The sequence below is a fragment of the Cryobacterium sp. W22_MBD10_FK3 genome (genome assembly GCF_052113745.1).
In the GTDB taxonomy this organism is placed as follows: Bacteria; Actinomycetota; Actinomycetes; order Actinomycetales; family Microbacteriaceae; genus Cryobacterium.
In genome coordinates this window covers 59,658-81,981 of sequence record NZ_JBGQOH010000015.1, presented here as the reverse complement: position 1 = coordinate 81,981, position 22,324 = coordinate 59,658, and the positions used below count along the sequence as shown (strand labels likewise).

Sequence of the window (22,324 nt, the reverse complement as noted above, 5' to 3'; positions counted from 1 at the left end):
CCTAGAGGGCCTGGCAGAAAGTGGGCAGAAGGTCGGCGGGCTGGCCGGACGGGCAGGCGTCGAAGGTGAACACCACGAGCGTGCCGAGCACGATCAGGATGACCACCGCGGCGAGGATCGCCGATTTGAGGATGCCGCGGCTGACGCGCGTCGTGGCGTAGTCGTTCACGAGGGTGCGCATGCCGTTGCCGCCGTGGATCAGGGCCAGCCAGAGCATCGCCACATCCCACCACTGCCAGAACGGGTTGGCGAGCTTGCCGGCGACGAAGGCGAAGTTCAGGGCGCTGACGCCCTCGCCCACCATCAGGTTCACGAAGAGGTGGCCGAAGATCAGCACGACCAGCACGACGCCGGAGACGCGCATGTAGATCCAGCCCCACTTCTCCCAGTTCACGCCGTTCTTGCGCGGGCTGCGGGCGTAGGGGGAGCGGGGGGCGACGATTGTCGAGGTCATGAGCTGCGCCTCCTAGTGGCTGAACACGTTGATCAGGTGGCGGGGCACGAAGGCGAGCATCGTGACCACCCAGAGGCCGATCACGACGTAGAACAGCACCCGCTGGTACTTCGCGTTCCAGAAGTCGATGGCGATGATGCGCAGGCCGTTGAAGGCGTGGAACACGATCGCGCCGACCAGGGCAACCTCGCCCAGACCCATGATCGGGGTCTGGTACTGGCTGATCACGGCGTTGTACGCCTCGGGGCTCACCCGCACCAGAGCGGTGTCGAGGATGTGCACGAGCAGGAAGAAGAAGATGGCCACCCCGGTGATCCGGTGCAACACCCACGACCACATGCCCTCACGGCCACGGTAGAGCGTTCCGGCCGGGCGACGCGAGGTCGTCTTCCGCTGAGTTGTCAGGGCCTCTGCCGAATTCTGTGGCATGACCAACCCTCCCTGGCTGAGTCGTGACCCCTGCTGAACGAGGTGTCATCGTTGAACAAACACGTACCGTCATTCTATGTCTCGACAACGACATAAGTATGGTTAGGGCTGCCTAAGCCGGGGCGGTCGTGGCCCCGGCACCAGAGTCTTAGGGCCCGGTCCCGCCGAGCGGATGCGCGGTCAGCGGCGCTGCGCCACCGGCACCAGGGTCTCCGCGCGACGGGCGAGGCTCTCGTCGATGACCTGCTGGTAGTAGTCGAACAGAGTGGCACAGACGTTCTGCCAGCTGCGGCCGAGCACGGCGCGGCGGCCGGCTTCGCCCATCCGGTGCCGTAGCCCGGCGTCGGCGACGAGTGCGGCCACGTGGCGGCGCAGGTCTCTGTCGTCGTCGGGGGTGAACAGGTAGCCGTCGCTGCCGTGCTCGATGAGGTCGATCGGGCCGCCAGAGCGCGGCGCCACGACGGGCAGTCCGGCGGCGTGCGCCTCCTGCAGGGTCTGCCCGAAGGTCTCCTCGGTGCCGGCGTGCAGGAACAGGTCGAAGCTGGCGTATGCGGCCGCAAGCTCGGCGCCGGCGAGCCGGTCGAGCCAGGTGACCGGCATGCCGGCCAGCGCGCGGGCCACCAGGGGAGTGGACGGGCCGTCGCCGACTAGGGCGATGCTGATGCCGGGCAGGCCGCGCAGAGCGCGGAACCTCTCCACCTGCTTCTCCGGGGCGATCCGGCCGACGTAGCCGATCACCACCTCGCCGGCCGGCGCCAGGCGCGCTCGGAGCGCAGCCACCTCGGGGTCACGCCGATTGTTGGGGTGGTAACCGTCCAGGTCCACCCCGCGGGTCCACCGGTCCAGGTTGTGCACGCCGATGCGGCGGAGGTCGGTCATGGATGCCGTCGAGGGCACCAGGGTGAGGTCGGCGCCGTCGTGCACCCACTTCACGAACCGCCAGGCCAGTCTGGTCGCCTGGCCGAGGTGGTTGCGGTGGGCGTAGCCGGCCACATCCGTCTGGAACACCGCGACGCTCGGCACGCCCAGGCGCCGGGCCGCGGCGATGCCCTGCGCGCCGAGCAGGAACGGCGACGCCGCGTGCAGCACGTCGGGTTCGAAGTCCGCCAGCAGCCCCAGCACTCGCGGGTTCGGCAGGCCCACAGGGAACTGCCGGTAAGACAGCGCCGGCACGGTGTGCACCGGGAAGCCCGCGTACTCCTCCGGTGCGCCGAACGGGGCGATCACCAGCGCGTCGTGACCCTCGCGGCGCAATTCGTCGAGCACCTTGCAGACGCTCGTGGTGACCCCGCTGACCGTGGGGAGGAAGCTTTCGCTGACGACGGCAACCCTCATGCCGTCAGAGTAGGCAGCCCGCACGTCCGTGCGGTGAACCCTGAATGAACACGGGCAACGGACCGGTAGTCTGGCGCAATGTCCCACTCCAGCGATGCCCTCGACCGCTTCTACAGTGTGATCCCCGCCGGCGGGGTCGGCTCCAGGCTCTGGCCGTTGTCGCGCGCCGACGCCCCCAAGTTTCTGCACGACCTCACCGGCAGCGGCCAGACGCTGCTGCGCGACACCTGGGACCGCCTCGCGCCGCTCAGCGGAGACCAGCGCATCATGGTCGTCACCGGGCGGGCGCACCGGGCCGCCGTGGAGGAGCAGCTGCCCGAACTGGCCGACCTCAACGTGGTCCTCGAGAGCGAGCCGCGGGACTCCTCCGCCGCGATCGGCCTCGCCGCCGCGATCCTCGAGCGCCGCGAACCCGGCGTGATCATCGGCTCCTTCGCCGCCGACCACGTCATCAAAGGCCCGGCCGCCTTCCGCCAGGCCGTCGTCGAGGCGATCGCGGCCGCGGACACCGGACTGATCGTGACCATCGGCATCCAGCCCACCGAGCCGGCGATCGGCTTCGGCTACATCAAGACCGGCGCCGCACTGGACATCCCCGGCGCCCCGAGCGCCCGGTCGGTGAACTCTTTCGTGGAGAAGCCCAGCCCCGGCACCGCCAAGCGCTACCTCTCCAGCGGCCAGTACCTGTGGAACGCGGGCATGTTCATCGCCCGCGCCGACCGCCTGCTCGAGGAGATCGGCGCGAGCGAGCCCGAGCTGCTCGCCGGCCTGCTCGAACTGGCCGAGGCCTGGGACACCCCGCGCCGCGGCGCCGTGGTCGACAAGGCCTGGCCCAGGATCAAAAAGATCGCGATCGACTACTCGGTCGCCGAGCCCGCCGCCGCCAAGGGCAAGCTGGCCGTCATCCCCGGCCAGTTCGACTGGGATGACGTGGGAGACTTCGCGTCGATCGCCAAGATCCACGCCAACGGGCGCAAGCGCGACCTGGCGATCCTCGGCGAGGGCGCCCGCGTGCTCGCCGACTCCTCCAGCGGCATCGTCGTCAGCCACACCAAACGCATGATCGCGCTGATCGGAGTGGAGGACATCGTGGTGGTCGACACCCCCGACGCCTTGCTGGTGACCACGAGCGCAAACGCGCAGAAGGTCAAGGCAGTCGTCGACGCCCTCCGGCTGTCCGGCAGCTCCGACGTCCTGTAGCGGGTGCTGCCGAGACTTTCTCAGGAATAACCCCGGTAAATGACCATTTGTGTCGTTCGGATTTCAGGAATGTCGCGGCTTGATAACCTTTTGGCTACAGTGTCGGTTTGCTCATCTGAGCAGGGTGCTTCTGGGTAACGTGTACTGCATATAGCAGCCCGCGCGATCCCACGCCGGGCCTCATCTGGAGGTCAATCTTGACAATCACGACCCGCAAGGCAACGCTCGGCGGCCTTGCCTCACTCGGCGTTCTCGCTCTGCTCGCGGCGTGTGCGCCGGCCCCCACCGACGACGCCGGCTCAGGCGACGCCGCATCGGACTTCCTGCCCTGCATCGTCTCCGACTTCGGCGGCTTCGACGACAAGTCCTTCAACCAGTCCAGCTTCGAGGGCATCTCCCAGGCCTCTGAAGAGCTCGGCGTCGAGTTCCAGCAGGCCGAGTCCACCTCGGAAGACCAGTACACCGGCAACGTGACCAGCATGGTCGACGAGGGCTGCAACTTCATCCTCACCGTCGGTTTCGCGCTGGCCAACGCCACCCGCGACGCGGCCCAGGAAAACCCGGACGTCAACTTCGCGATCATCGACTCCGCGCTCTCCAACGACGACTTCAGCCCGCTGGAGCTCGACAACGTGAAGCCGGTCCTCTACGACACCGCTCAGGCCGCGTTCCTCGCCGGCTACCTGGCTGCAGGCACCACCAAGACCGGCACCGTCGGCACCTTCGGTGGCATGCAGTACCCGTCGGTCACCATCTTCATGGACGGCTTCGCCGATGGCATCGCCTACTACAACACCGAGAAGCAGGACGACGTCAAGCTCACCGGCTGGTCCAAGGAATCTCAGGAAGGCCTGTTCGCGGGTGGCTTCGATGACATCAGCGCAGGCAAGACCCTGAGCCAGGGCCTGATCGACGCCGGTGCGGACATCATCCTCCCGGTCGCCGGACCGCTCTTCCAGGGCACCGCGCAGGCCATCAACGAATCCGGCAAGGACGTCGCCATCGTCGGTGTCGACAGCGACCTGTTCGAGACCACGCCCGAGTTCAGCGCGCTGTACCTCACCTCCATCATGAAGTCGATGACGGATGCCACCGACAAGATCATCACCGACGCGGCAGCCGGTGACTTCTCCTCCGAGCCGTACGTCGGAACCCTGGAGAACGAGGGCGTCAGCCTGGCCCCGCTGCACGACTGGGAGTCCAAGGTCGACCCCGCACTGGTCACCGAGCTCGAGGACATCAAGGCAGCGATCATCGCCGGCGACATCGTCGTGACGAGCGACGCAACGCCGAAGTAGTCACCCAGCACAACCGGCATTACCGTTCAGCACGACCGCCCCTCAGGGGCACCGGGGAGGCCAGCGTCACGCTGGTCTCCCCGTTTTGTTGCGTGACCTGCGGGGCCGGGCGAGCCCCGCGGCCTGCGCGAGCCGCACCTCAATAGAATCGAAGACTATGAAGCTCGAACTTCGCGGCATTACGAAGAGATTCGGTGCCCTGGTTGCCAATGACGACATCAACCTCACCATCGAGGAGGGCGAAATCCATGCCCTGCTCGGTGAGAACGGAGCCGGTAAGTCAACGTTGATGAACGTGCTCTACGGTCTGTACCGGGCCGAAGAGGGTGAGATCCTGCTCGACGACGTGCCTCAGCACTTCGCCGGACCCGGCGACGCCATGAACGCCGGCATCGGCATGGTGCACCAGCACTTCATGCTGATCCCCGTGTTCACCGTTGCCGAGAACGTCATGCTCGGCCACGAGCAGACCAGGGTCGGCGGCACGCTCGACCTGCCCAGTGCACGGGCCAGGGTTCGCGAGATCTCCGACCGGTTCGGGTTCGACGTCGACCCCGACGCCCTCGTCGAGAACCTCCCCGTGGGCGTGCAGCAGCGGGTCGAGATCATCAAAGCGCTCTCCCGCGACGCGAAGGTGCTCGTCTTCGACGAACCGACCGCGGTGCTCACCCCGCAGGAGACCGACGAGCTGATGAACATCATGCGCCAGCTCAAGGCCGCGGGCACGTCCATCGTCTTCATCACCCACAAGCTGCGGGAGGTACGGGAGGTCGCCGACCGGATCACCGTCATCCGGCTCGGCAAGGTCGTCGGCGACGCGTCGCCGACCGCGAGCAACGAAGAACTCGCCACCCTGATGGTGGGCCGCGCTGTCGACCTCACGGTGGACAAGGCGCCCGCCACCCCCGGCGCCCCGGCGCTGGTCGTGACCAACCTCACCGTGATCGACCCACTCGGCCAGATCCTGGTCAACGACGTCAGCTTCGACGTCAAGGTGGGCGAGATCCTGGCCATCGCCGGAGTGCAGGGCAACGGCCAGACCGAACTGACCGAAGCGCTGATGGGCCTGCAGCCGCGCGTTGTCGGCGACATCACCCTGGACGGCAAGTCCCTGCGCGGCCACTCCGTGCGGCAGGTGCTCGACGCCGGCGTGGGCTTCGTGCCTGAGGACCGCACCAGGGACGGCCTGGTGAGCGGATTCACCATCGCCGAGAACCTGATGCTGGACCGCTCCAACAAGCTCCCGTTCGTCAAACGCTTCAACCTGCAGCTGGCCTTCCTGGCCGACTTCGCCCGCACCAAGGTGAAGGAGTTCGACGTGCGCTCGCAGGGCATCGAGACGCCCGTCGGGCGCCTCTCCGGCGGCAACCAGCAGAAGGTGGTGCTCGCCCGCGAACTCAGCCGGGACCTGCGTCTCTTCGTCGCGGCGCAGCCCACCCGCGGCCTCGACGTCGGCTCGATCGAATTCGTGCACGAACGCATCGTGGCCACCCGCGATGCCGGCACCCCGGTGATCGTGATCTCCACCGAACTCGACGAGGTCGCCGCCCTCGCCGACAGGGTCATGGTGATGTACCGCGGCCGCATTGTCGGCATCGTCCCCGGCGACACCCCCCGATCCGTTCTGGGTCTGATGATGGCGGGCGAAACCCCCGCAGAAGGAGCCGCAGCATGAGCGCCGCTCAGCAGCCCACCCCGACCCCGGTGACCGAGCCGGACGAGCCGTCCCGCTGGCACGGCATCTTCCGCGAGATCACCACCGGCAACGCCATCATCTCGGTCCTGGCCGTCGTGCTGGCCCTGATCGTGGGCGCCGTGATGATCGCGTTCACGAACCCCAACGTGCAGGAAAGCGCGGGCTACTTCTTCTCCAGGCCTGGAGACATGCTCTCCGCCGCCTGGGAAGCGGTGTCGGGTGCATACTCGGCCCTGTTCCAGGGCTCGGTGTACAACTTCCGCCGCCCCGGCTTCGCCGCCGGGATCAAGCCGTTCACCGAGACCCTCACCTACGCCACGCCGCTGATCGCGGCAGGTCTCGGTGTCGCTCTCGGGTTCCGGGTCGGACTGTTCAACATCGGCGGCCGCGGCCAGATGCTCATCGCCGCGACCCTGGGCGGTTGGGTGGCCTTCGCGCTCGAACTACCCGCCGGCATCCACATGATCGCGGCTCTCGTCGCCGGCGTGCTCGGCGGTGCTCTCTGGGGCGGCCTGGTCGGTCTGCTGAAGGCGCGCACCGGCGCGCACGAGGTGATCACCACGATCATGCTCAACTACGTGGCGTTCTACCTGGTCAGCTTCCTGCTCCGCGACGGGTTCCTGAAGACCCCAGGGTCGAACAACCCCAAGAGCCCGGCCAGCAAGGAAACCGCGGTCTTCTTCGATCTGCTCGGCCCGAACTACAACCTGCACTTTGGCTTCATCCTCGTGATCGCGGCCACCGTGTTCACCTGGTGGTTGCTCAGCCGCTCCAACCTGGGCTTCAAGTTCCGGGCCGTCGGCGAGAACCCGAACGCGGCCAAGGTCGCGGGCATCAGCGTGCAGCGCATGTACGTCTACGCGATGCTGTTCTCCGGCGGGCTCGTCGGCCTGGCCGGCATCAACCAGGTGCTCGGCACCACCACCAGCGGCTTCGGCGCCGGCATCGACTCGGGGATCGGCTTCGACGCCATCACCGTGGCGCTGCTCGGCCGCTCCAAGCCGTGGGGCGTGTTCGCGGCGGGCATCCTGTTCGGCGCGTTCAAGGCGGGTAGCTTCTCGATGCAGGCCGCCGAGGGCGTGCCCATCGACATCGTGCTCGTCGTGCAGTCGCTCATCGTGCTCTTCATCGCCGCGCCGCCGCTGGTTCGCGCGATCTTCAGGCTCCCCGCCCCCGGGGCGCCCCACCGCAGACCGGTACCCAACGTGACCCAGGAGGTGGCGGCGAAATGAGCACCATCGCGCCAGTGAACCAGCCCACCCAGCCCACCGGCCCCGACGAGGGCCCGGCCACCACGGTGATCAAGAGCTGGAAGGTGCCGAGCATCCTCGGTGTCTTCACGGTGCTCGGTTTCCTGCTCATGGTGGTCTTTGGCCGCACCGGCACCAGCACCATGGTGCTCTCCACCTCGAGCGACCTGATCCAGCTGCCGGATGTGCTGCTGCCCACCCTGCCCACGGGCATCGTGATCAGCATCCTGCTGGCCGGCATCACCGCACTGAGCGCCTGGATGGTGCAGACGCACCGCAAGGTACCGCTCTGGCTGATCTCGGTGTTCGCGGTGCTGCTCCTGATCGGCTTCCTCACCTGGGCATCCGCCGACGAACGCATCCCGGTTCCCGGCCTGCTGTTCGGCTCGCTGAGCCTCGCCGTGCCGCTGATCTTCGGTGCCCTCGGCGGTGTCATCTCCGAACGCGTCGGCGTGGTCAACGTGGCGATCGAGGGCCAGCTGCTGGCCGGTGCGTTCACCTCCGCGATCGTGGCCTCGGTCACCCAGCAGCCGCTGCTCGGCCTGCTCGCGGCCATGGTGGCCGGTGTGCTCGTGTCCTTCGTGCTCGCGGCATTCTCGATCAAGTACTTCGTCGACCAGGTCATCGTCGGTGTGGTGCTCAATGTGCTCGTCACCGGTCTCACCGGGTTCCTGTTCTCGGAGGTGCTCGCTCCGAACGCGGCCACGCTCAACCAGCCGCCCAAGTTCGAGCGCATCAACATCCCGCTGCTCAGCGAGATCCCCATCGTCGGCCCGGTCTTCTTCAGGCAGACCCTGATCGTGTACATCATGTACATCGCCGTCGCCGCCGTGTACTACGGCATCTTCCACACCAAGTGGGGCCTCCGCCTCCGCGCCGTGGGCGAGCACCCGCAGGCCGCAGACACCGTGGGCATCAACGTCACCGGCACCCGGTTCTGGAACGTGTCCCTCGCGGGCGCCGTCGCCGGCCTCGGTGGCGCGTACTTCACGCTCGGCTCGGTGGGGGCGTTCGGCAAGGAGATGACCGCGGGAGCCGGCTTCATCGCCCTGGCGGCGGTGATCTTCGGCCGCTGGGACCCGATTCGGGCCACTCTCGCGGCGCTGTTGTTCGGCTTCGCCAGCAACCTGCAGAACGTGCTGAGCATCATCGGTTCGCCGGTGCCCAGCGAGTTCATGCTGATGCTGCCCTACCTGGTCACCATCTTCGCCGTGGCCGGTCTGGTGGGCCAGTCCAGGGGCCCGGCCGCATCCGGAAAACCGTACATAAAATCGTGACGGAGACGACAATGACCAGTGCTGCTGTGACCCCCACGTCCGGTGAGATCGACTGGGGCCTGCTGCGCACGGCCGCCGCGGAGGCGATGACCAAGGCGTACGTGCCCTACTCGAAGTTCCCGGTCGGGGCGGCCGCCCTGGTCACCGACGGCCGCGTGATCAGCGGCTGCAACGTGGAGAACGCCTCATACGGCCTGACCCTGTGTGCCGAGTGCGCGCTGGTGTCTGTGCTGCACCTCACCGGCGGCGGTCAGCTGGTGGCGTTCTCCTGCGTCGACGGCAACGGCAACACACTGATGCCCTGCGGACGCTGCCGCCAACTGCTGTACGAACACTCAGCACCAGGCATGCTGTTGGAGACCGTCTCCGGCGTGCGCACCATCGACGAGGTCCTGCCGGACGCCTTCGGGCCCCGCCAGCTCGCCGCCTATCGGGAAGACCACTCATGAGCTCCACCACCCGCACCATCGAAGCGTTCGACGCCGTCGACCTGATCCACGCCAAGCGTGACAAGGCCGAGCTGTCGACGCCGCAAATCGACTGGCTGATCGACGCCTACACCCGCGGTTACGTCGGCGACGAACAGATGGCCGCCATGACCATGGCGATCTTCCTCAACGGCATGTCCCGCCGGGAGATCCGCGACATGACCATGGCCATGATCAACTCCGGCGAGCGGATGAGCTTTGCGGGCCTCGGCAAACCGACCACAGACAAGCACTCCACCGGCGGTGTCGGCGATAAGATCACCCTGCCGCTGATGCCCCTCGTGGCCGTCTTCGGCGCCGCGGTGCCGCAGCTCTCCGGCCGCGGCCTCGGTCACACCGGCGGCACCCTCGACAAGCTCGAGTCCATCCCGGGCTGGCGCGCCAACCTCAGCAACGAAGAGATGTTCGCCCAGCTGCAGGATGTCGGCGGCGTGATCTGCGCCGCCGGCAGCGGCCTGGCCCCGGCCGACGGCAAGCTCTACGCCCTGCGCGACATCACCGGCACCGTCGAGGCGATCCCGCTGATCGCCTCCTCGATCATGTCGAAGAAGATCGCCGAGGGCACCAGCGCGCTGGTGCTCGACGTGAAGTTCGGCTCCGGTGCGTTCCTGAAAGACATCGAGCGCTCCCGCGAACTGGCCCGCACCATGGTGGCGCTCGGCGAGGACGCCGGGGTGGCGACATCCGCTCTGCTCACCAACATGAACGTGCCGCTCGGTCTGGCCATCGGCAACGCCAACGAGGTGCGCGAGTCGCTCGAGGTGCTCGCCGGCGGCGGCCCCGCCGACGTCGTGGAGCTCACCGTGGCGCTCGCCCGCGAGATGCTCACCCTGGCCGGCATCGTGGATGTGGATGTGGAGGCGGCGCTGAAGGACGGCCGCGCCATGGACAAGTGGAACGCCGTGATCCGGGCGCAGGGCGGCGATCCCGCTGCCCCGATGCCCGTCGCCCGCGAGACCCATGTGGTGCTCGCCGACCGTGACGGTGTGCTCGTCGAGCAGCAGGCGCTGCCGTTCGGTATCGGCGCCTGGCGCCTCGGCGCCGGCCGGGCCCGCAAGCAGGATCCGGTGCAGCACGCCGCGGGCATCGACCTGCACGCCAAGCCCGGTGACACCGTGCGGAAGGGTGAACCGCTGTTCACCCTCAGCGCCGACGAGCCCGAGCGCTTCGCGCGGGCCCTCGAGGCCGTCGAGGGTGCCTGGCGCATCGGCGACCCCGGCGACCCCATCCTCGACGGTGGCCCCCTGATCGCCGAGCGCATCGGCAACTAGCCCAGCACCCCCCGCGAGAGGGCACTTGGGGCTAGTGTGCTCGCCAGGGACTGCCCCCAGCTGCCCTCTCGCGCGCTAGCATCCACTTCTCGCGCGAGTCCCATTCCGCGAGAGGGCACTTGGGGCCAGTGTGCTCCCCTGGGACTGCCCCCAGCTGCCCTCTCGCGCGCTAGACATTCACTTCTCGCGCGAGTCCCATTCCGCGTGAGGGCACTTGGGGCCAGTGTGCTCGCCTGGGCCTGCCTCCAACTGCCCTCTCGCGTCGAGGCCCGTGGGGACTACGGGCGCCAGCCTCTGGCGAGCAGCGCCTCGTCCAGGCGGGCGAGTATCTCAGTCGAGTTTGTCGCCTTCGTTGCCCGGATGACCCGCCAGCCGTCGGCGGCGAGGTCGTCCAGGCGTTCCACGTCCCGCGCGTACTGGGCGTCGTCAGTGCGATGTTGCTCGCCGTCGTACTCGACCAGGATCTTGTACTGCAGGTAGACCAGGTCCCCTCGAGCGCCCTTGCGTCCCGGTCGCAGCGGCAGCGCAACGTTTGTGTCGGGTTCGGGGAAGCCAGCCCGGACCACCATCAGGCGTAAATAGGTCTCCCGTCGGGACTCCACCCGGGGCCGCACCAGCTCCAGTGCTTGGCGCAGCCTCTGCACTCCGCGCCTGCCGGCCCGGTCAGTGACAGCGACGGCGAGCTCAGAGCTTGTGGCCGGCGGATCGAGCTTTCCCAGGAGGAAATCGCCCACCGCGATGAGGTCGTCAAGCCCCAGGCAGAGCGTGAGGTCGCACCAGGTGGTCACCGGGTCCGTCACCGTGAGCCCGTTGTTAATCCAGAGGCCCGGGCGCCGATGCACGGTGTGCCCGACAACGCCCGCCATTCGCAGGGCTCGTTCGGGGACCAGCATGCTCACATGCAGCCGAGGGTCGTTCTCCACCCGTCGTGGCAGCGGAAAGCCGAGCAGACGTGCCGCCGTGGCATGGCTGAAGAAGTGGTGGGCTGGCATCTGCGCGGCATACGCGCGTATCAGTCCGGTCGGTTCAGCCCGGCTGCCGGCAGTGGCCCGCACACCACGGAACGGGGTCTCCAAGTCGTGGGCCCTGGTGCGATTCCGGCTGACGCCCGCCGCGCGGGCCTCTGCCAGCGTGAAACCGTGCGGCGGGAGGTCGCGGGGGAGATCCGATCGACGAGACATCCCAGCACCGTGCCAGATCTCGTCCGTTCGCGTCAGAGTTATCCACCACCACCGCTTCCAAGCGGCGCGAGAAGGCAGTTGAGGCTGGTGAGAGGCGCAGCCACTGACCCCAACTGCCTTCTCGAGACGGGGCGGATGTGGCGGCGACGGGACGCGCACAGCGGTGGGGCGATAGATTGGGGGAGTGAATATCAGCTCCGAGGAATTCCTGTTGCCCGGCACCGGCGTGAGCATCAATGCCCTGCCCAAAGTCTCCCTGCACGACCACCTCGACGGCGGCCTCAGGCCGGCCACGATCCTCGAGTTGGCCGAGACCATCGGCCTCGAGCTGCCCGCCGGCACCGAGGAGGGCCTTGCCGACTGGTTCGTCAGCCAGGCCACCTCCGGCTCGCTGGTGGACTACATCAAGACCTTCGAGATCACCGTCGCCGTCATGCAGACCCACGACGCCCTCGTGCGCGTGGCCCGCGAGTTCGTCGAAGACCTCGCCCTCGACGGCGTCATCTACGGTGAGGTGCGCTGGGCGCCCGAACAGCACCTGGCCGGCGGGCTCAGCCTCGACCAGGCCGTCGACGCCGTGCAGGAGGGCATCGCCGCGGGCATCGAACGTGTCGCCCAGGCCGGCATCAGCATCAAGATCGGCCAGCTGATCACCGCGATGCGGCACGCCGACAGGTCCCTCGAGGTCGCCGAACTCGCCGTGCGGCACCGTGACCTCGGCGTGGTCGGCTTCGACATCGCCGGCGCCGAAGAGGGCTTCCCGGCCGGCGACCACACCGCCGCGTTCGACTACCTGGCCCAGAACCTGTTCCCCGTCACCGTGCACGCCGGCGAGGCCGACGGGCTGGACAGCATCCGGGGTGCGCTGTTCGACGGCCGCGCGCTGCGGCTCGGCCACGGCGTGCGCCTGGCCGAAGACATCGAAATCGGCCGGGAGGACCAGGAGAACACTTACGTCACCCTCGGCCCGCTCGCCCAGTGGGTGCGCGACCGGGAGATCCCGCTCGAGCTCAGCCCCTCGTCGAACCTGCAGACCGGCGCCATCGCCGCCTGGGGCGACGATATCCTCGACCACCCGTTCGACCTGCTCTACCAGCTCGGCTTCAGGGTCACCGTCAACACCGACAACCGGCTGATGAGCGCCACCACGCTCAGCCGCGAGCTGGCCCTGCTTACGGATGCGTTCGGCTACGACCTCGATGACCTCGAGGCCCTGCAGCTGAACGCGGCCTCCGCCGCATTCCTGCCCCTGGAGGAGCGCGAAGAACTCGCCGACGCCATCGTCGCCGGATTCGCCACCGCCTAACCCACCGCCGACAGACGCCAGAAAGCACCCATGTCCCTCCCCCCACTTCCCCTCGACGCGATCGACGTCGGCCTGCACGTTCCCGACTGGCGGGCCGCCGTCGGCGCCGCCGGAGCGGCGCTGGAGAGGTCGGGGTCCACCACGCCCGGCTACACCGAGCGAATGGTGGGTGTGATCGAGGAATTCGGCGCCTACGTCGTGATCGCGCCCGGGCTGGCCCTGGCGCACGCCCGGCCCGGCCCCGACGTGCTCACCGAGGGCCTGAGCGTCGTCACCCTGGCCGAACCGGTGGCCTTCGGGCATCCGCACAACGACCCCGTCAACGTGGTCCTGGGCCTGGCGGTGACCACCGGCGACGAGCACGTGCACTTCGTGGCCGAGCTCGCCAACGTGTTCAACGACTCGAGCATCATTCCGGCGCTGGCAGCGGCGCCGGACGCAGCATCCGTACGCTCACTCCTGGGCATTGCGGCACCATCATCGGGCGCAGAAGCCACCAACGGGGAGTCAGAATGAAAATCGTCGCACTGTGCGGAGTCGGAATCGGCACGTCAGCAATTCTCAAGGTGAACGCCGAACGTGCCCTCGAGCGCCTCGACATCGAGGCCGACGTCACCGCCGCCGACATCGCCAGCGTGAAGCTGGCCGCCGCCGACGCGCAGGTCATCCTCACCTCGTCCGAGCTGGTGCCGTCGATCGGCAAGACCAACGCCGACGTCATCGTGATCGACAACTTCTTCGACCTCGACGAACTCACCGCCAAGCTCGAAACGGCGCTCGGCTAACCAACGAGACCAGCGGATGCCCGGTCCGGGCATCCGCGTCGGCCGGCTCAGCCGATCAGAGCGCGCATACCCCGCTCGAGGTCGGCGAGTGCCGTGGTGGCCGTCTCGGTGCGCTCGGCCAGAGTCCCGACGGCGCAACTGGTGTCGAGGTACACCTTGAGCTTGGGCTCGGTGCCGCTGGGCCGCACCATCACCCTGGACCCGTCGGCGAGCACGATGCGCAGCACGTCGCTGGCCGGCAGACCGTTGAAGCCGCCGCTGAGGTCGTCGATGTGGTCGACGGTGCTGGAGCCCACCATCGCCGGCGGGCTCTCGCGCAGCCGCGCCATGACCCGGTCGATCTCGGTGAGGTCGGTGACCCGCACCGAGATCTGGCCGGAGGCGTAGTAGCCGAACTTCTCCGCGAACGCGTCGAGGTGCTCGGCGAGCGTCGAACCGTCGGCCTTGAGCTCGCTCACCAGGGAGAGCAACGCGACGGCGGCCGAGATGCCGTCTTTGTCGCGCACGGTGCCCGGGTTCACGAGGTAGCCCAGGGCCTCCTCGAAGCCGAAGATCAGGCCGGGGGCGCGGGAGACCCACTTGAACCCGGTCAGGGTGTCGGCGAAGTTCAGCCCGTACGCGTCGGCGACGGCCTTGAGCGCCGGCGTCGACACGATCGAGCAGGCCAGGGTGCCGTCGGCGCCGCCGTCGCCGGGGGCGTTCTGGGCGAGTTCGGCGGCGCGCCAGCCCAGGATCGCTCCAACCTCGTTGCCGCTCAGGCGGCGATAGCCCTCCTCCGCGTCGGCGTCGGGGATGGCGATGGCGAGCCTGTCGGCATCCGGGTCGTTGGCGATGATGATCTCGGCGCCCACCTCGCGGGCTGTCTCGTAGGCGAGGTCCATCGCGCCGGGTTCCTCAGGGTTGGGGAAAGCGACGGTGGGGAAGGCGGAGTCCGGAGCGATCTGCGCGTCCACGAGCGTCGGCAGGGCGAACCCGGCGGCGTCGAGCACCCGGCGGGTGGTGTCCCAGCCCACGCCGTGCAGTGCCGTGTAGACGGCCTTCACCTGGGCGCGGGGCGGCAGGCCGACGGCGGCGGTGGCGTCGACGTAGGCCTGCACCACGGACTCCGGGGCGGTCTCGTACGCGGCGCGGGGCAGGTCGGTGACCAGCAGGGTGTCGGCCACCCGCTGGATCTCGGCGGCGATGGCGACGTCGTCGGGGGAGACGATCTGTGAGCCGTCGTTGGCGTCGCCGAGGTAGACCTTGTAGCCGTTGTCGTTGGGCGGGTTGTGCGACGCCGTGACCATGACGCCGGCGCTGGCACCGAGGTGGCGCACCGCGAAGGCGAGCACCGGGGTGGGCAGCAGGCGGGGCAGCAGGATGGCGCGGATGCCGGCGCCGGCCATCACCGAGGCGGTGTCGGTGGCGAAGACGTGCGAGTTGCGGCGGCCGTCGAAGCCGATCACCACGGACGGGATGCCGCCGGGCCGCACGGTGTCGACCTGGTTGAGCAGATAGGCGGCCAGGCCGGCGGCGGCCTGGGAGACCAGCACCCGGTTCATCCGGTTGGACCCAGCCGCGATCTCGCCGCGGAGCCCGGCGGTGCCGAACGCGAGCCGCTCGTCGAACCTGGAGTGCAGGTCGGCCACGGCGGCCGGTTCGCGGTCCTGGGCCTGCTGGATCAGCAGGCGCAGTTCGGCGCGGGTCTCCGGGTCGGGGTCCTGGGCGAGCCAGGCGGTGGCGGTGACGATGAGGGCGTTCACCGGGTCGACGGTCTCGTCTTCGACGACGGTGTCGGCGATGGTGTCGAGAACGGCGGTCGCGGCGGGAATCTCGTCGGAGCCCTCGACGGTCTCGAGCACCGCTGTGCTCGGCTCGGGTTCGTCGGCGGGGGTGACCCCGGCGTCGGGCCGAGTGGCTTCGGGCTCAGTCGCGTCCGGTTCGGCGGCGTGCGCGCCGTGGCGGCGGGTTTCGCCCGTGGGGGTCTGGTCGGCCGGGGTGCCGTCGGTCTGGCTCACAGTGCGGCCACAATCTTGGCCAGGAGTGCGCTGATGGTGGCCTCGGCCTGCTGGCCGGCCTCGAGCACCTCGCCGTGGCTCAGTGGTGATTTCTGGATGCCCGCGGCCAGGTTGGTGATCAGCGACATTCCCAGGATTTCCATGCCGGCCTGCCGGGCCGCGATGGCCTCCAGGGCGGTGGACATGCCCACGATGTGGCCGCCGATGGCCTTGGCCATCTGCACCTCGGCGGGCGTCTCGTAGTGCGGACCGCGGAACTGGCAGTAGACGCCTTCGTCCAGGGTGGCGTCGATGCCGTGGGCGAGGTCCCGCAGCCGCTGTGAGTAGAGGTCGGTGAGGTCGATGAAGGTGGCGCCTTCAAGCGGTGAATCGGCGGTGAGGTTGATGTGGTCGCTGATCAGCACCGGGGTGCCCGGCTTCCAGGTCTCCCGGATGCCGCCGGCCCCGTTGGTGAGGATCATGGTCGACGCGCCGGTGGCTGCGGCGGTGCGCACGCTGTGCACGACCCGGCGCACGCCGTGGCCTTCGTAGTAGTGGGTGCGGGCACCGATCACCAGGGCGCGCTTGCCGCTGGGCAGCAGCACCGAGCGCAGCGTGCCGGCGTGGCCGGCCAGGGCGGGGGCGCTGAACCCGGTGATCTCCTGCGCGGGGATCGTGTGGGTGGTCTCGCCGATCAGGTCGGCGGCCTTGCCCCAACCGCTTCCCAGGGTGAGGGCGATGTCGTGGCGGGCGACACCGGTGGCTGCGCTGATTTCTTGAGCGGCGAGCCTGGCCACGTCAAACGGGTCTGTTTCGGGCGCGTCAAGAGGATTGATCTCGGTCGTGAGCATCTCCCTACTCTAATTGCATGGGCGTCCGCCGTGGTTTGGCCGGGCGGGGGCGGCGCGACAGAATAAGTGAATGTCTTACGAGTTCGAGAGAAAACAGCGCATCGCGATCATCGGCGGAGGCCCCGGCGGCTATGAGGCGGCCCTGGCCGGCGCCCAGCAGGGCGCGGAGGTCACCCTCATCGAACGGGTCGGGGTGGGCGGAGCCGCTGTGCTCACCGATGTCGTGCCGTCGAAGTCCCTGATCGCCACCGCAGAGGCCTCCAATTCGATTCGGGAGGCGACCGATCTCGGTGTGCAGTTCTTCGTGCGCGGCGACAACGGCAAGCCGCTGCACCCCGAGGTGGCGATCAACCTCGCCGCCGTCAACAAGCGTCTGCTCGCCCTGGCCAGGGAGCAGTCCGAAGACATGCGCGCGACCCTCGTCAAGGCGGGCGTGAAGCTGCTGAGCGGCCACGGCCGACTGGACGGCCGCGACGCCGTGATCGTGTCCACCGGCGATGACGGTTCCGGCACCGACTTCGACCGGATCGAGGCCGACACCATTGTGATCTCGGTCGGTGGGAGCCCGCGTACTCTGCCCAGCATGATGCCGGACGGGGAACGCATCCTCACCTGGACCCAGCTGTACAACCTCAAGTCGGTGCCCAAGCACCTCGTCGTGGTCGGCTCCGGCGTCACCGGGGCCGAGTTCGCCTCGGCGTACCGTGCCCTCGGCGCCGAGGTCACCCTCATCTCCAGCCGCGACCAGGTGCTGCCGGGCGAAGACGCCGACGCGGCAGCGGTGATCGAGAACGTGTTCACCCGCAACGGCATGGTCGTGCTCAGCAAGTCCAGGGCGGCGTCGGCGGAGCGCACCGACACCGGCGTGCTGGTGACCCTGGCCGACGGCCGCACCGTGGAGGGCAGCCACTGCCTGATCGCCGTCGGCGCCGTACCCAACACCACGGGCCTGGGGCTGGCCGAGGCCGGCGTGCAGCTGGACGAGTCCGGCCACATCCGGGTCAACCGGGTGGCGCGCACCTCCATCCCCAACATCTACGCCGCCGGCGACTGCACCACCGAGATTCCGTTGGCTTCGGTCGCGTCGATGATGGGCCGCACGGCGGTCTACCACGCCATGGGCGACGCCGTGAAGCCGATCGAGGTGCGGAACGTCGCGGCGAACATCTTCACCCAGCCCGAGATCGCCACCGTCGGCTGGGCCCAGAAGGAGATCGAGGAGGGCCTGCGCCGCGGCGAGGTCTACAAGATCCCGCTGGAGGCCAACCCGCGCGCCAAGATGATGGGCATCACCGACGGTTTCGTCAAGCTGATCGCCTCCCGCGGCACCGGCACCGTCATCGGCGGCGTGATCGTGGGCCCCAAGGCCAGCGAGCTGATCTTCCCGCTCACCCTCGCGGTGGAGCACGGCCTCACGGTCGACGAGGTCGCCGAGGCGTTCACCGTGTACCCGTCGCTGACCGGGTCCATCACGGATGCCGCGCGCGCCATGCACAAGGTGCACTACTGACCCAGCACCCCACTCGTATCCGCAACTAACTGTTCCCCGTGCGGACAACTGCACCCGGCGTACCGGGGCCACTTGTCCGCACGGGGAACAGTTGCGTATGCGTTCGGTTCGGGCCGGTCAGCCGACCGTCATGAGCAGGTGGCCGCTGGAGACCGTGGCGCCGACGCCGGCGCCGATCACGCCGACGATGCCGTCCTTGTGCGCGGTGAGGGGCTGTTCCATCTTCATGGCCTCCAGCACCAGCAGCAGGTCGCCCTTGACGACGCTGTCGCCCTCCGCCACGAGGATCTTCACGACGGTGGCCTGCATGGGCGCCTTGACGGCATCCCCCGTTGCGGTGTTCACGGAGTGCGCGATGGTGCGTCGGCGCGGGGCGGGCCCCGCGGTCTTCTCCGACGCGGTGCCGGGCAGCAGCGTGCTGGGCAGGCTCACCTCGATGCGGCGGCCGTCCACCTCGACGACCACGCTGTGCCTGGCGTCGGAGCGGGGGCGGTCCTCGAGGGTGCCGCTCCAGGCCGGGATGGTGTTCTCGAACTCGGTCTCGATCCAGCGGGTGTAGATCGAGAACGGGGCACCGTCGGCCGGGGCGAAGGCGGGGTCGCGCACGATCGCGCGGTGGAACGGCAGCACTGTGGGCAGGCCGGCCACCTCGAACTCGTCCAGGGCCCGGCGGGCACGCTCGAGAGCCTGCTCGCGGGTGGCGCCGGTGACGATGAGCTTGGCCAGCAGCGAGTCGAACGAGCCGGAGATGACGTCGCCGGACTGCACGCCGCTGTCGACGCGCACGCCCACCCCGCCGGCGGCCTTGAACACGTGCACGGGGCCGGGTGCCGGCATGAAGCCGCGGCCGGCGTCTTCGCCGTTGATGCGGAACTCGAACGAGTGGCCGACGGCGATGGGGTCGTCGTAGTCGAGCACGCCGCCCTCGGCGAGCCGGAACTGCTCGCGCACCAGGTCGATGCCGGTGACCTCCTCGGAGACCGGGTGCTCCACCTGCAGGCGGGTGTTCACCTCGAGGAACGAGACGGTGCCGTCCTGGCCGATCAGGAATTCGCAGGTGCCGGCGCCGACGTAGCCGACCTCCTTGAGGATGGCCTTGGACGCCCGGTACATCTCGGTGGTCTGCGCCTCGGTGAGGAACGGCGCCGGCGCCTCCTCGACGAGCTTCTGGTGGCGGCGCTGCAGGGAGCAGTCGCGGGTGGAGACGACGACGACGTTGCCGTGCGCATCCGCGAGGCACTGGGTTTCGACGTGCCGGGGCTTGTCGAGGTACTTCTCCACAAAGCACTCGCCGCGACCGAACGCGGTGACGGCCTCGCGCACGGCGGAGTCGAAAAGTTCGGGCACCTCGTCGCGGGTGCGGGCCACCTTGAGGCCACGGCCGCCGCCGCCGAACGCGGCCTTGATGGCGACGGGCAGACCGTGCTGGTCGACGAAGGCGAGCACCTCGGATGCGTCGGCCACGGGGTTGAGGGTGCCGGGCGCCATCGGCGCGTGCACCTTCTCGGCGATGTGCCTGGCGGAGACCTTGTCGCCGAGCTGCTCGATGGCGGTGGGGGACGGGCCGATCCAGATCAGGCCGGCGTCGATCACGGCCTGCGCGAACGCGGCGTTCTCGGCCAGGAATCCGTAGCCGGGGTGCACGGCATCGGCGCCGGAGCGGCGGGCGATGGAGAGGATCTTCTCGATCACCAGGTAGGTCTCGGCGCTCGTGGTGCCGTCGAGCCCGTAGGCCTCGTCGGCCAGGCGGGCGTGCAGAGCGTCCCTGTCCTGGTCGGCGTACACGGCGACCGAGAGAATGCCGCTGTCCTTCGCTGCTCTGATCACTCTGACGGCGATCTCGCCCCGGTTAGCGATGAGGACCTTCGTTATACGCGACATAGGTACTGAGCCTATTGGGCGGAACCTCCGCATTTTTGGTTCTTTCCCACAAAAACCATCGGCTGAACACTGCGTCGGGCTACAAAGGCCCCGAAAGAACGGTCAATCCGGTAGGGCCGAAGTGCCCGTATTCCACAGGCTTGGCCAGTCATAGCCCAGCCGGAGCACCAATCTGCGCAGGGTCGGCAGTGACAGCCCGACCACGGTGGACGGATCGCCCTCGATGCGGCTGATGTACGGCGCGCCGAGGCTGTCGATGGTGAATGCGCCGGCCACGAACAGGGGTTCCCCGGTTGCGATGTATGCGTCGAGCTCCGAATCGGGGATGTCGTCGACGAAGGTCACCTCGGCCACGGCGACGGCGCCCACGGCCCGGCCGACCGCACCGTTGGTGTGCTCGATCAGCCAGTGACCGGAGTAGAGCTGACCGGTGCGCCCGCGCTGCCCGTGCCAGCGTTCCCTGGCCCGGTCGGGGGTGTGCGGCTTGCCGTAGATGACGCCGTCGAGCACGAAGACCGAGTCCCCGCCGAGAATCAATCCGTCGATGCCGTGGTCGGCGCCGGCGGATGCGACGGCCTCCGCTTTCGCCCTGGCCAGCAGCTCCACCACATGGTGCGGGGTGAGCGCGGCGCCGGTGCGGGCGGCTTCGGCCAGCGCGACGGCATCCTCGTCGACGTCAGGCGCGATGGTGACCGGTTCGATGCCCGCCGCACGCAGCAATGACAGCCGGGCAGGAGAGGTGGAGGCGAGATACAGACGCATGGAACCCTTCGGTGGCGCGACAGTGTGGGATGCTCATTCAATGGGCACCAACACTAATCGTCAGGCAAGTCAGAGCATTCCAGAGGGCGAGATCGGCACAGAACTCGACCTTGATATCACCAACGTAGCCCACGGCGGCATCTTCGTCGCCAGGCACGAGGGCCGCGTGATCTTCGTCAGCGACACCCTGCCGGGGGAGCGGGTGCGGGTGCGCCTGACCGACGCGAACAAGAAGAGCTTCTGGCGAGCCGAGACTGTCGAGGTCCTCGACGCGGCCCCCGAACGCCAGCCGCACATCTGGGCCGCTGCCGCCATCGACCGCGATCCGGCCGACCGTGCCGGCGGCGCCGAATTCGGCCACATCGAACTCGGCCACCAGCGCGAACTCAAGCGCCAGGTTCTCGCCGACGCCCTGCACCGGATGGCCGGCGTCGACACCGACGTCACGGTCGAGCCGGTCCCGGTCGCCGCGGACGCCTCACCCGGCGACGCCATGGACGGCACCGGCTGGCGCACCAGGGTGCGCCTGCACGTGACGGAGACCGGCATCGTCGGCCCGTACGCGGCCCGCTCGCACCGGGTGATCCCCGTCGACGACCTGCCGCTGGCCGTGCACGCCCTCGAAATGGCCGCGCCGCTGGACAAACTGTTCGCCGGCGCCGCATCCGTCGATGTCATCGCCCCGAGCGTCGGCCCGGTGCAGATCCTGGTCGGCGAGCAGGACGACAAGGGTCGTCGGCGCCGCACCGCACCCAAGCCGATCACCGAGGTGGTCGGTGACCGCGAATTCAGGCTGGACGCCGCCGGGTTCTGGCAGGTGCACGCCCGCGCCGCCGAAACCCTGTTCGCCGCCGTGCAGGACGCCATCGACCCCGACCTGTTCGACCCGAAGGCAGCCAACCTCGACCTGTACGGCGGTGTGGGGCTGCTCGCCGCCGCCGTCGGCGACAGGTTCGGATCCGACGTTCGCATCACCTCGGTGGAGAGCGACGCGCAGGCCACCGAGAACGCCAGCGCGAACCTCGCCGAATGGGTCGGCGCCACCGCGCAGACCGGCAGGGTCGACAAGTTCCTGACCGGTCTCACCCGGGAGTCCGGCGAGGCCGAGCGCGCCCGCCAGCGGGCCGCGACCGTGGTCCTCGACCCGCCGCGCTCCGGCGCCGGCGGCGAGGTCGTTGACACCCTGGTGCACCTGGGCCCGGCCCAGGTGGTCTACGTGGCCTGCGATCCGGTGGCCCTGGCCCGCGACGTCGCCCTGTTCGCCGAGCACGGCTACACGCTGCGCAGCCTGCGCGCCTTCGACCTGTTCCCGAACACCCACCACGTCGAGGCCGTCGCGCTGCTCACCAGATAGCTAGTGTTAGCAGCAGAACC

The 22,324-nt window shown here is 68.8% G+C and carries 20 protein-coding genes; 12 read left to right on the top strand and 8 right to left on the bottom strand.

The genetic code is table 11. The features are described 5' to 3' along the window. Position 1: 1 nt before the first annotated feature. From ACEN2M_RS13855 to ACEN2M_RS13845, 3 genes are all read right to left on the bottom strand, one after another. The gene (locus ACEN2M_RS13855) at positions 2-454 is read right to left on the bottom strand and encodes a succinate dehydrogenase hydrophobic membrane anchor subunit (protein WP_441648720.1); all 453 of its coding nucleotides are present in this window, start codon (positions 452-454) and stop codon (positions 2-4) included. A gap of 12 nt (positions 455-466) precedes the next feature. Continuing rightward, positions 467-883, bottom strand: coding sequence for a succinate dehydrogenase, cytochrome b556 subunit (gene sdhC / locus ACEN2M_RS13850; protein ID WP_441648719.1), 417 nt, complete (start codon positions 881-883; stop codon positions 467-469). A 180-nt stretch (positions 884-1,063) separates the two neighbouring features. Continuing rightward, positions 1,064-2,218 (bottom strand): glycosyltransferase family 4 protein, encoded by a 1,155-nt coding sequence (locus tag ACEN2M_RS13845; RefSeq protein WP_441648718.1) that lies wholly within the window; start codon positions 2,216-2,218, stop codon positions 1,064-1,066. Positions 2,219-2,296: 78 nt separating this feature from the next. Between ACEN2M_RS13845 and ACEN2M_RS13840 the strand changes: the two genes are divergently transcribed. From ACEN2M_RS13840 to ACEN2M_RS13810, 7 genes are all read left to right on the top strand, one after another. Then, positions 2,297-3,418, top strand: coding sequence for a mannose-1-phosphate guanylyltransferase (locus ACEN2M_RS13840; RefSeq protein ID WP_441648717.1), 1,122 nt, complete (start codon positions 2,297-2,299; stop codon positions 3,416-3,418). Positions 3,419-3,615: 197 nt separating this feature from the next. Beyond that, positions 3,616-4,716, top strand: a complete 1,101-nt coding sequence (locus ACEN2M_RS13835; RefSeq protein ID WP_441648716.1) for a BMP family lipoprotein — start codon at positions 3,616-3,618, stop codon at positions 4,714-4,716. A gap of 157 nt (positions 4,717-4,873) precedes the next feature. Further along, positions 4,874-6,391 carry an ABC transporter ATP-binding protein gene (locus tag ACEN2M_RS13830; RefSeq protein ID WP_441648715.1) on the top strand — a complete coding sequence of 506 codons (1,518 nt, stop codon included), beginning with the start codon at positions 4,874-4,876 and terminating at the stop codon, positions 6,389-6,391. Continuing rightward, positions 6,388-7,644, top strand: a complete 1,257-nt coding sequence (locus ACEN2M_RS13825) for an ABC transporter permease (RefSeq protein WP_441648714.1) — start codon at positions 6,388-6,390, stop codon at positions 7,642-7,644. The genes ACEN2M_RS13830 and ACEN2M_RS13825 overlap by 4 nt, the downstream gene beginning before the upstream one ends. After that, positions 7,641-8,939 carry an ABC transporter permease gene (locus ACEN2M_RS13820; protein WP_441648713.1) on the top strand — a complete coding sequence of 433 codons (1,299 nt, stop codon included), beginning with the start codon at positions 7,641-7,643 and terminating at the stop codon, positions 8,937-8,939. The genes ACEN2M_RS13825 and ACEN2M_RS13820 overlap by 4 nt, the downstream gene beginning before the upstream one ends. A gap of 11 nt (positions 8,940-8,950) precedes the next feature. Then, on the top strand, positions 8,951-9,388 hold the full coding sequence (locus tag ACEN2M_RS13815) for a cytidine deaminase (protein WP_441648712.1): 438 nt from the start codon (positions 8,951-8,953) through the stop codon (positions 9,386-9,388). Then, on the top strand, positions 9,385-10,698 hold the full coding sequence (locus ACEN2M_RS13810) for a thymidine phosphorylase (RefSeq protein ID WP_441648711.1): 1,314 nt from the start codon (positions 9,385-9,387) through the stop codon (positions 10,696-10,698). The genes ACEN2M_RS13815 and ACEN2M_RS13810 overlap by 4 nt, the downstream gene beginning before the upstream one ends. 278 nt (positions 10,699-10,976) lie before the next feature. Here the strand turns inward: ACEN2M_RS13810 and ACEN2M_RS13805 are convergent, their stop codons facing one another. Beyond that, a complete protein-coding gene (locus ACEN2M_RS13805; protein WP_441648710.1) occupies positions 10,977-11,690 on the bottom strand; it encodes a DUF559 domain-containing protein in 714 nt (237 codons plus the stop codon). 373 nt (positions 11,691-12,063) lie between these two features. Here ACEN2M_RS13805 and ACEN2M_RS13800 point away from each other — a divergent pair, with 373 nt between their 5' ends. The 3 genes from ACEN2M_RS13800 to ACEN2M_RS13790 are packed head-to-tail and all read left to right on the top strand — an operon-like array spanning position 12,064 to position 13,970. Continuing rightward, the gene (locus ACEN2M_RS13800) at positions 12,064-13,185 is read left to right on the top strand and encodes an adenosine deaminase (RefSeq protein ID WP_441648709.1); all 1,122 of its coding nucleotides are present in this window, start codon (positions 12,064-12,066) and stop codon (positions 13,183-13,185) included. Between the two features lie 30 nt (positions 13,186-13,215). Next, positions 13,216-13,701: a PTS sugar transporter subunit IIA gene (locus tag ACEN2M_RS13795; protein WP_441648708.1), complete on the top strand. Its 486-nt coding sequence runs from the start codon at positions 13,216-13,218 to the stop codon at positions 13,699-13,701. Further along, on the top strand, positions 13,698-13,970 hold the full coding sequence (locus tag ACEN2M_RS13790) for a PTS sugar transporter subunit IIB (protein ID WP_441648707.1): 273 nt from the start codon (positions 13,698-13,700) through the stop codon (positions 13,968-13,970). The genes ACEN2M_RS13795 and ACEN2M_RS13790 overlap by 4 nt, the downstream gene beginning before the upstream one ends. A 47-nt stretch (positions 13,971-14,017) precedes the next feature. Here ACEN2M_RS13790 and ACEN2M_RS13785 read toward each other — a convergent pair whose 3' ends face one another. Continuing rightward, positions 14,018-15,712, bottom strand: a complete 1,695-nt coding sequence (locus ACEN2M_RS13785; RefSeq protein ID WP_441648731.1) for a phospho-sugar mutase — start codon at positions 15,710-15,712, stop codon at positions 14,018-14,020. Positions 15,713-15,963: 251 nt separating this feature from the next. Continuing rightward, positions 15,964-16,797, bottom strand: a complete 834-nt coding sequence (locus ACEN2M_RS13780; RefSeq protein ID WP_441648706.1) for a purine-nucleoside phosphorylase — start codon at positions 16,795-16,797, stop codon at positions 15,964-15,966. A gap of 70 nt (positions 16,798-16,867) precedes the next feature. Here ACEN2M_RS13780 and ACEN2M_RS13775 point away from each other — a divergent pair, with 70 nt between their 5' ends. Beyond that, positions 16,868-18,307, top strand: coding sequence for an NAD(P)H-quinone dehydrogenase (locus ACEN2M_RS13775; RefSeq protein ID WP_441648705.1), 1,440 nt, complete (start codon positions 16,868-16,870; stop codon positions 18,305-18,307). A gap of 117 nt (positions 18,308-18,424) precedes the next feature. On the opposite strand, the gene ACEN2M_RS13770 is transcribed toward ACEN2M_RS13775, so the two are convergent. Together ACEN2M_RS13770 and ACEN2M_RS13765 are read right to left on the bottom strand one after the other, a co-directional pair. Further along, positions 18,425-20,188, bottom strand: coding sequence for an ATP-binding protein (locus ACEN2M_RS13770; protein ID WP_441648704.1), 1,764 nt, complete (start codon positions 20,186-20,188; stop codon positions 18,425-18,427). Between the two features lie 102 nt (positions 20,189-20,290). Then, complete coding sequence (locus ACEN2M_RS13765; RefSeq protein WP_441648703.1) at positions 20,291-20,950, bottom strand: Maf family protein; 660 nt, start codon at positions 20,948-20,950, stop codon at positions 20,291-20,293. A 40-nt stretch (positions 20,951-20,990) separates the two neighbouring features. Here ACEN2M_RS13765 and ACEN2M_RS13760 point away from each other — a divergent pair, with 40 nt between their 5' ends. Continuing rightward, positions 20,991-22,304, top strand: coding sequence for a class I SAM-dependent RNA methyltransferase (locus ACEN2M_RS13760; RefSeq protein WP_441648702.1), 1,314 nt, complete (start codon positions 20,991-20,993; stop codon positions 22,302-22,304). Positions 22,305-22,324: the final 20 nt, after the last annotated feature.

What these genes read in the sequence shown, in the direction of transcription:
- ACEN2M_RS13855 (WP_441648720.1), bottom strand. Translation starts at nt 454, where the DNA reads ATGACCTCGACAATCGTCGCCCCCCGCTCCCCCTACGCCCGCAGCCCG.
- sdhC (WP_441648719.1), bottom strand. Translation starts at nt 883, where the DNA reads ATGCCACAGAATTCGGCAGAGGCCCTGACAACTCAGCGGAAGACGACC.
- ACEN2M_RS13845 (WP_441648718.1), bottom strand. Translation starts at nt 2,218, where the DNA reads ATGAGGGTTGCCGTCGTCAGCGAAAGCTTCCTCCCCACGGTCAGCGGG.
- ACEN2M_RS13840 (WP_441648717.1), top strand. Translation starts at nt 2,297, where the DNA reads ATGTCCCACTCCAGCGATGCCCTCGACCGCTTCTACAGTGTGATCCCC.
- ACEN2M_RS13830 (WP_441648715.1), top strand. Translation starts at nt 4,874, where the DNA reads ATGAAGCTCGAACTTCGCGGCATTACGAAGAGATTCGGTGCCCTGGTT.
- ACEN2M_RS13825 (WP_441648714.1), top strand. Translation starts at nt 6,388, where the DNA reads ATGAGCGCCGCTCAGCAGCCCACCCCGACCCCGGTGACCGAGCCGGAC.
- ACEN2M_RS13820 (WP_441648713.1), top strand. Translation starts at nt 7,641, where the DNA reads ATGAGCACCATCGCGCCAGTGAACCAGCCCACCCAGCCCACCGGCCCC.
- ACEN2M_RS13815 (WP_441648712.1), top strand. Translation starts at nt 8,951, where the DNA reads ATGACCAGTGCTGCTGTGACCCCCACGTCCGGTGAGATCGACTGGGGC.
- ACEN2M_RS13810 (WP_441648711.1), top strand. Translation starts at nt 9,385, where the DNA reads ATGAGCTCCACCACCCGCACCATCGAAGCGTTCGACGCCGTCGACCTG.
- ACEN2M_RS13805 (WP_441648710.1), bottom strand. Translation starts at nt 11,690, where the DNA reads ATGCCAGCCCACCACTTCTTCAGCCATGCCACGGCGGCACGTCTGCTC.
- ACEN2M_RS13795 (WP_441648708.1), top strand. Translation starts at nt 13,216, where the DNA reads ATGTCCCTCCCCCCACTTCCCCTCGACGCGATCGACGTCGGCCTGCAC.
- ACEN2M_RS13790 (WP_441648707.1), top strand. Translation starts at nt 13,698, where the DNA reads ATGAAAATCGTCGCACTGTGCGGAGTCGGAATCGGCACGTCAGCAATT.
- ACEN2M_RS13780 (WP_441648706.1), bottom strand. Translation starts at nt 16,797, where the DNA reads ATGCTCACGACCGAGATCAATCCTCTTGACGCGCCCGAAACAGACCCG.
- ACEN2M_RS13775 (WP_441648705.1), top strand. Translation starts at nt 16,868, where the DNA reads ATGTCTTACGAGTTCGAGAGAAAACAGCGCATCGCGATCATCGGCGGA.
- ACEN2M_RS13770 (WP_441648704.1), bottom strand. Translation starts at nt 20,188, where the DNA reads ATGTCGCGTATAACGAAGGTCCTCATCGCTAACCGGGGCGAGATCGCC.
- ACEN2M_RS13765 (WP_441648703.1), bottom strand. Translation starts at nt 20,950, where the DNA reads ATGCGTCTGTATCTCGCCTCCACCTCTCCTGCCCGGCTGTCATTGCTG.
- ACEN2M_RS13760 (WP_441648702.1), top strand. Translation starts at nt 20,991, where the DNA reads ATGGGCACCAACACTAATCGTCAGGCAAGTCAGAGCATTCCAGAGGGC.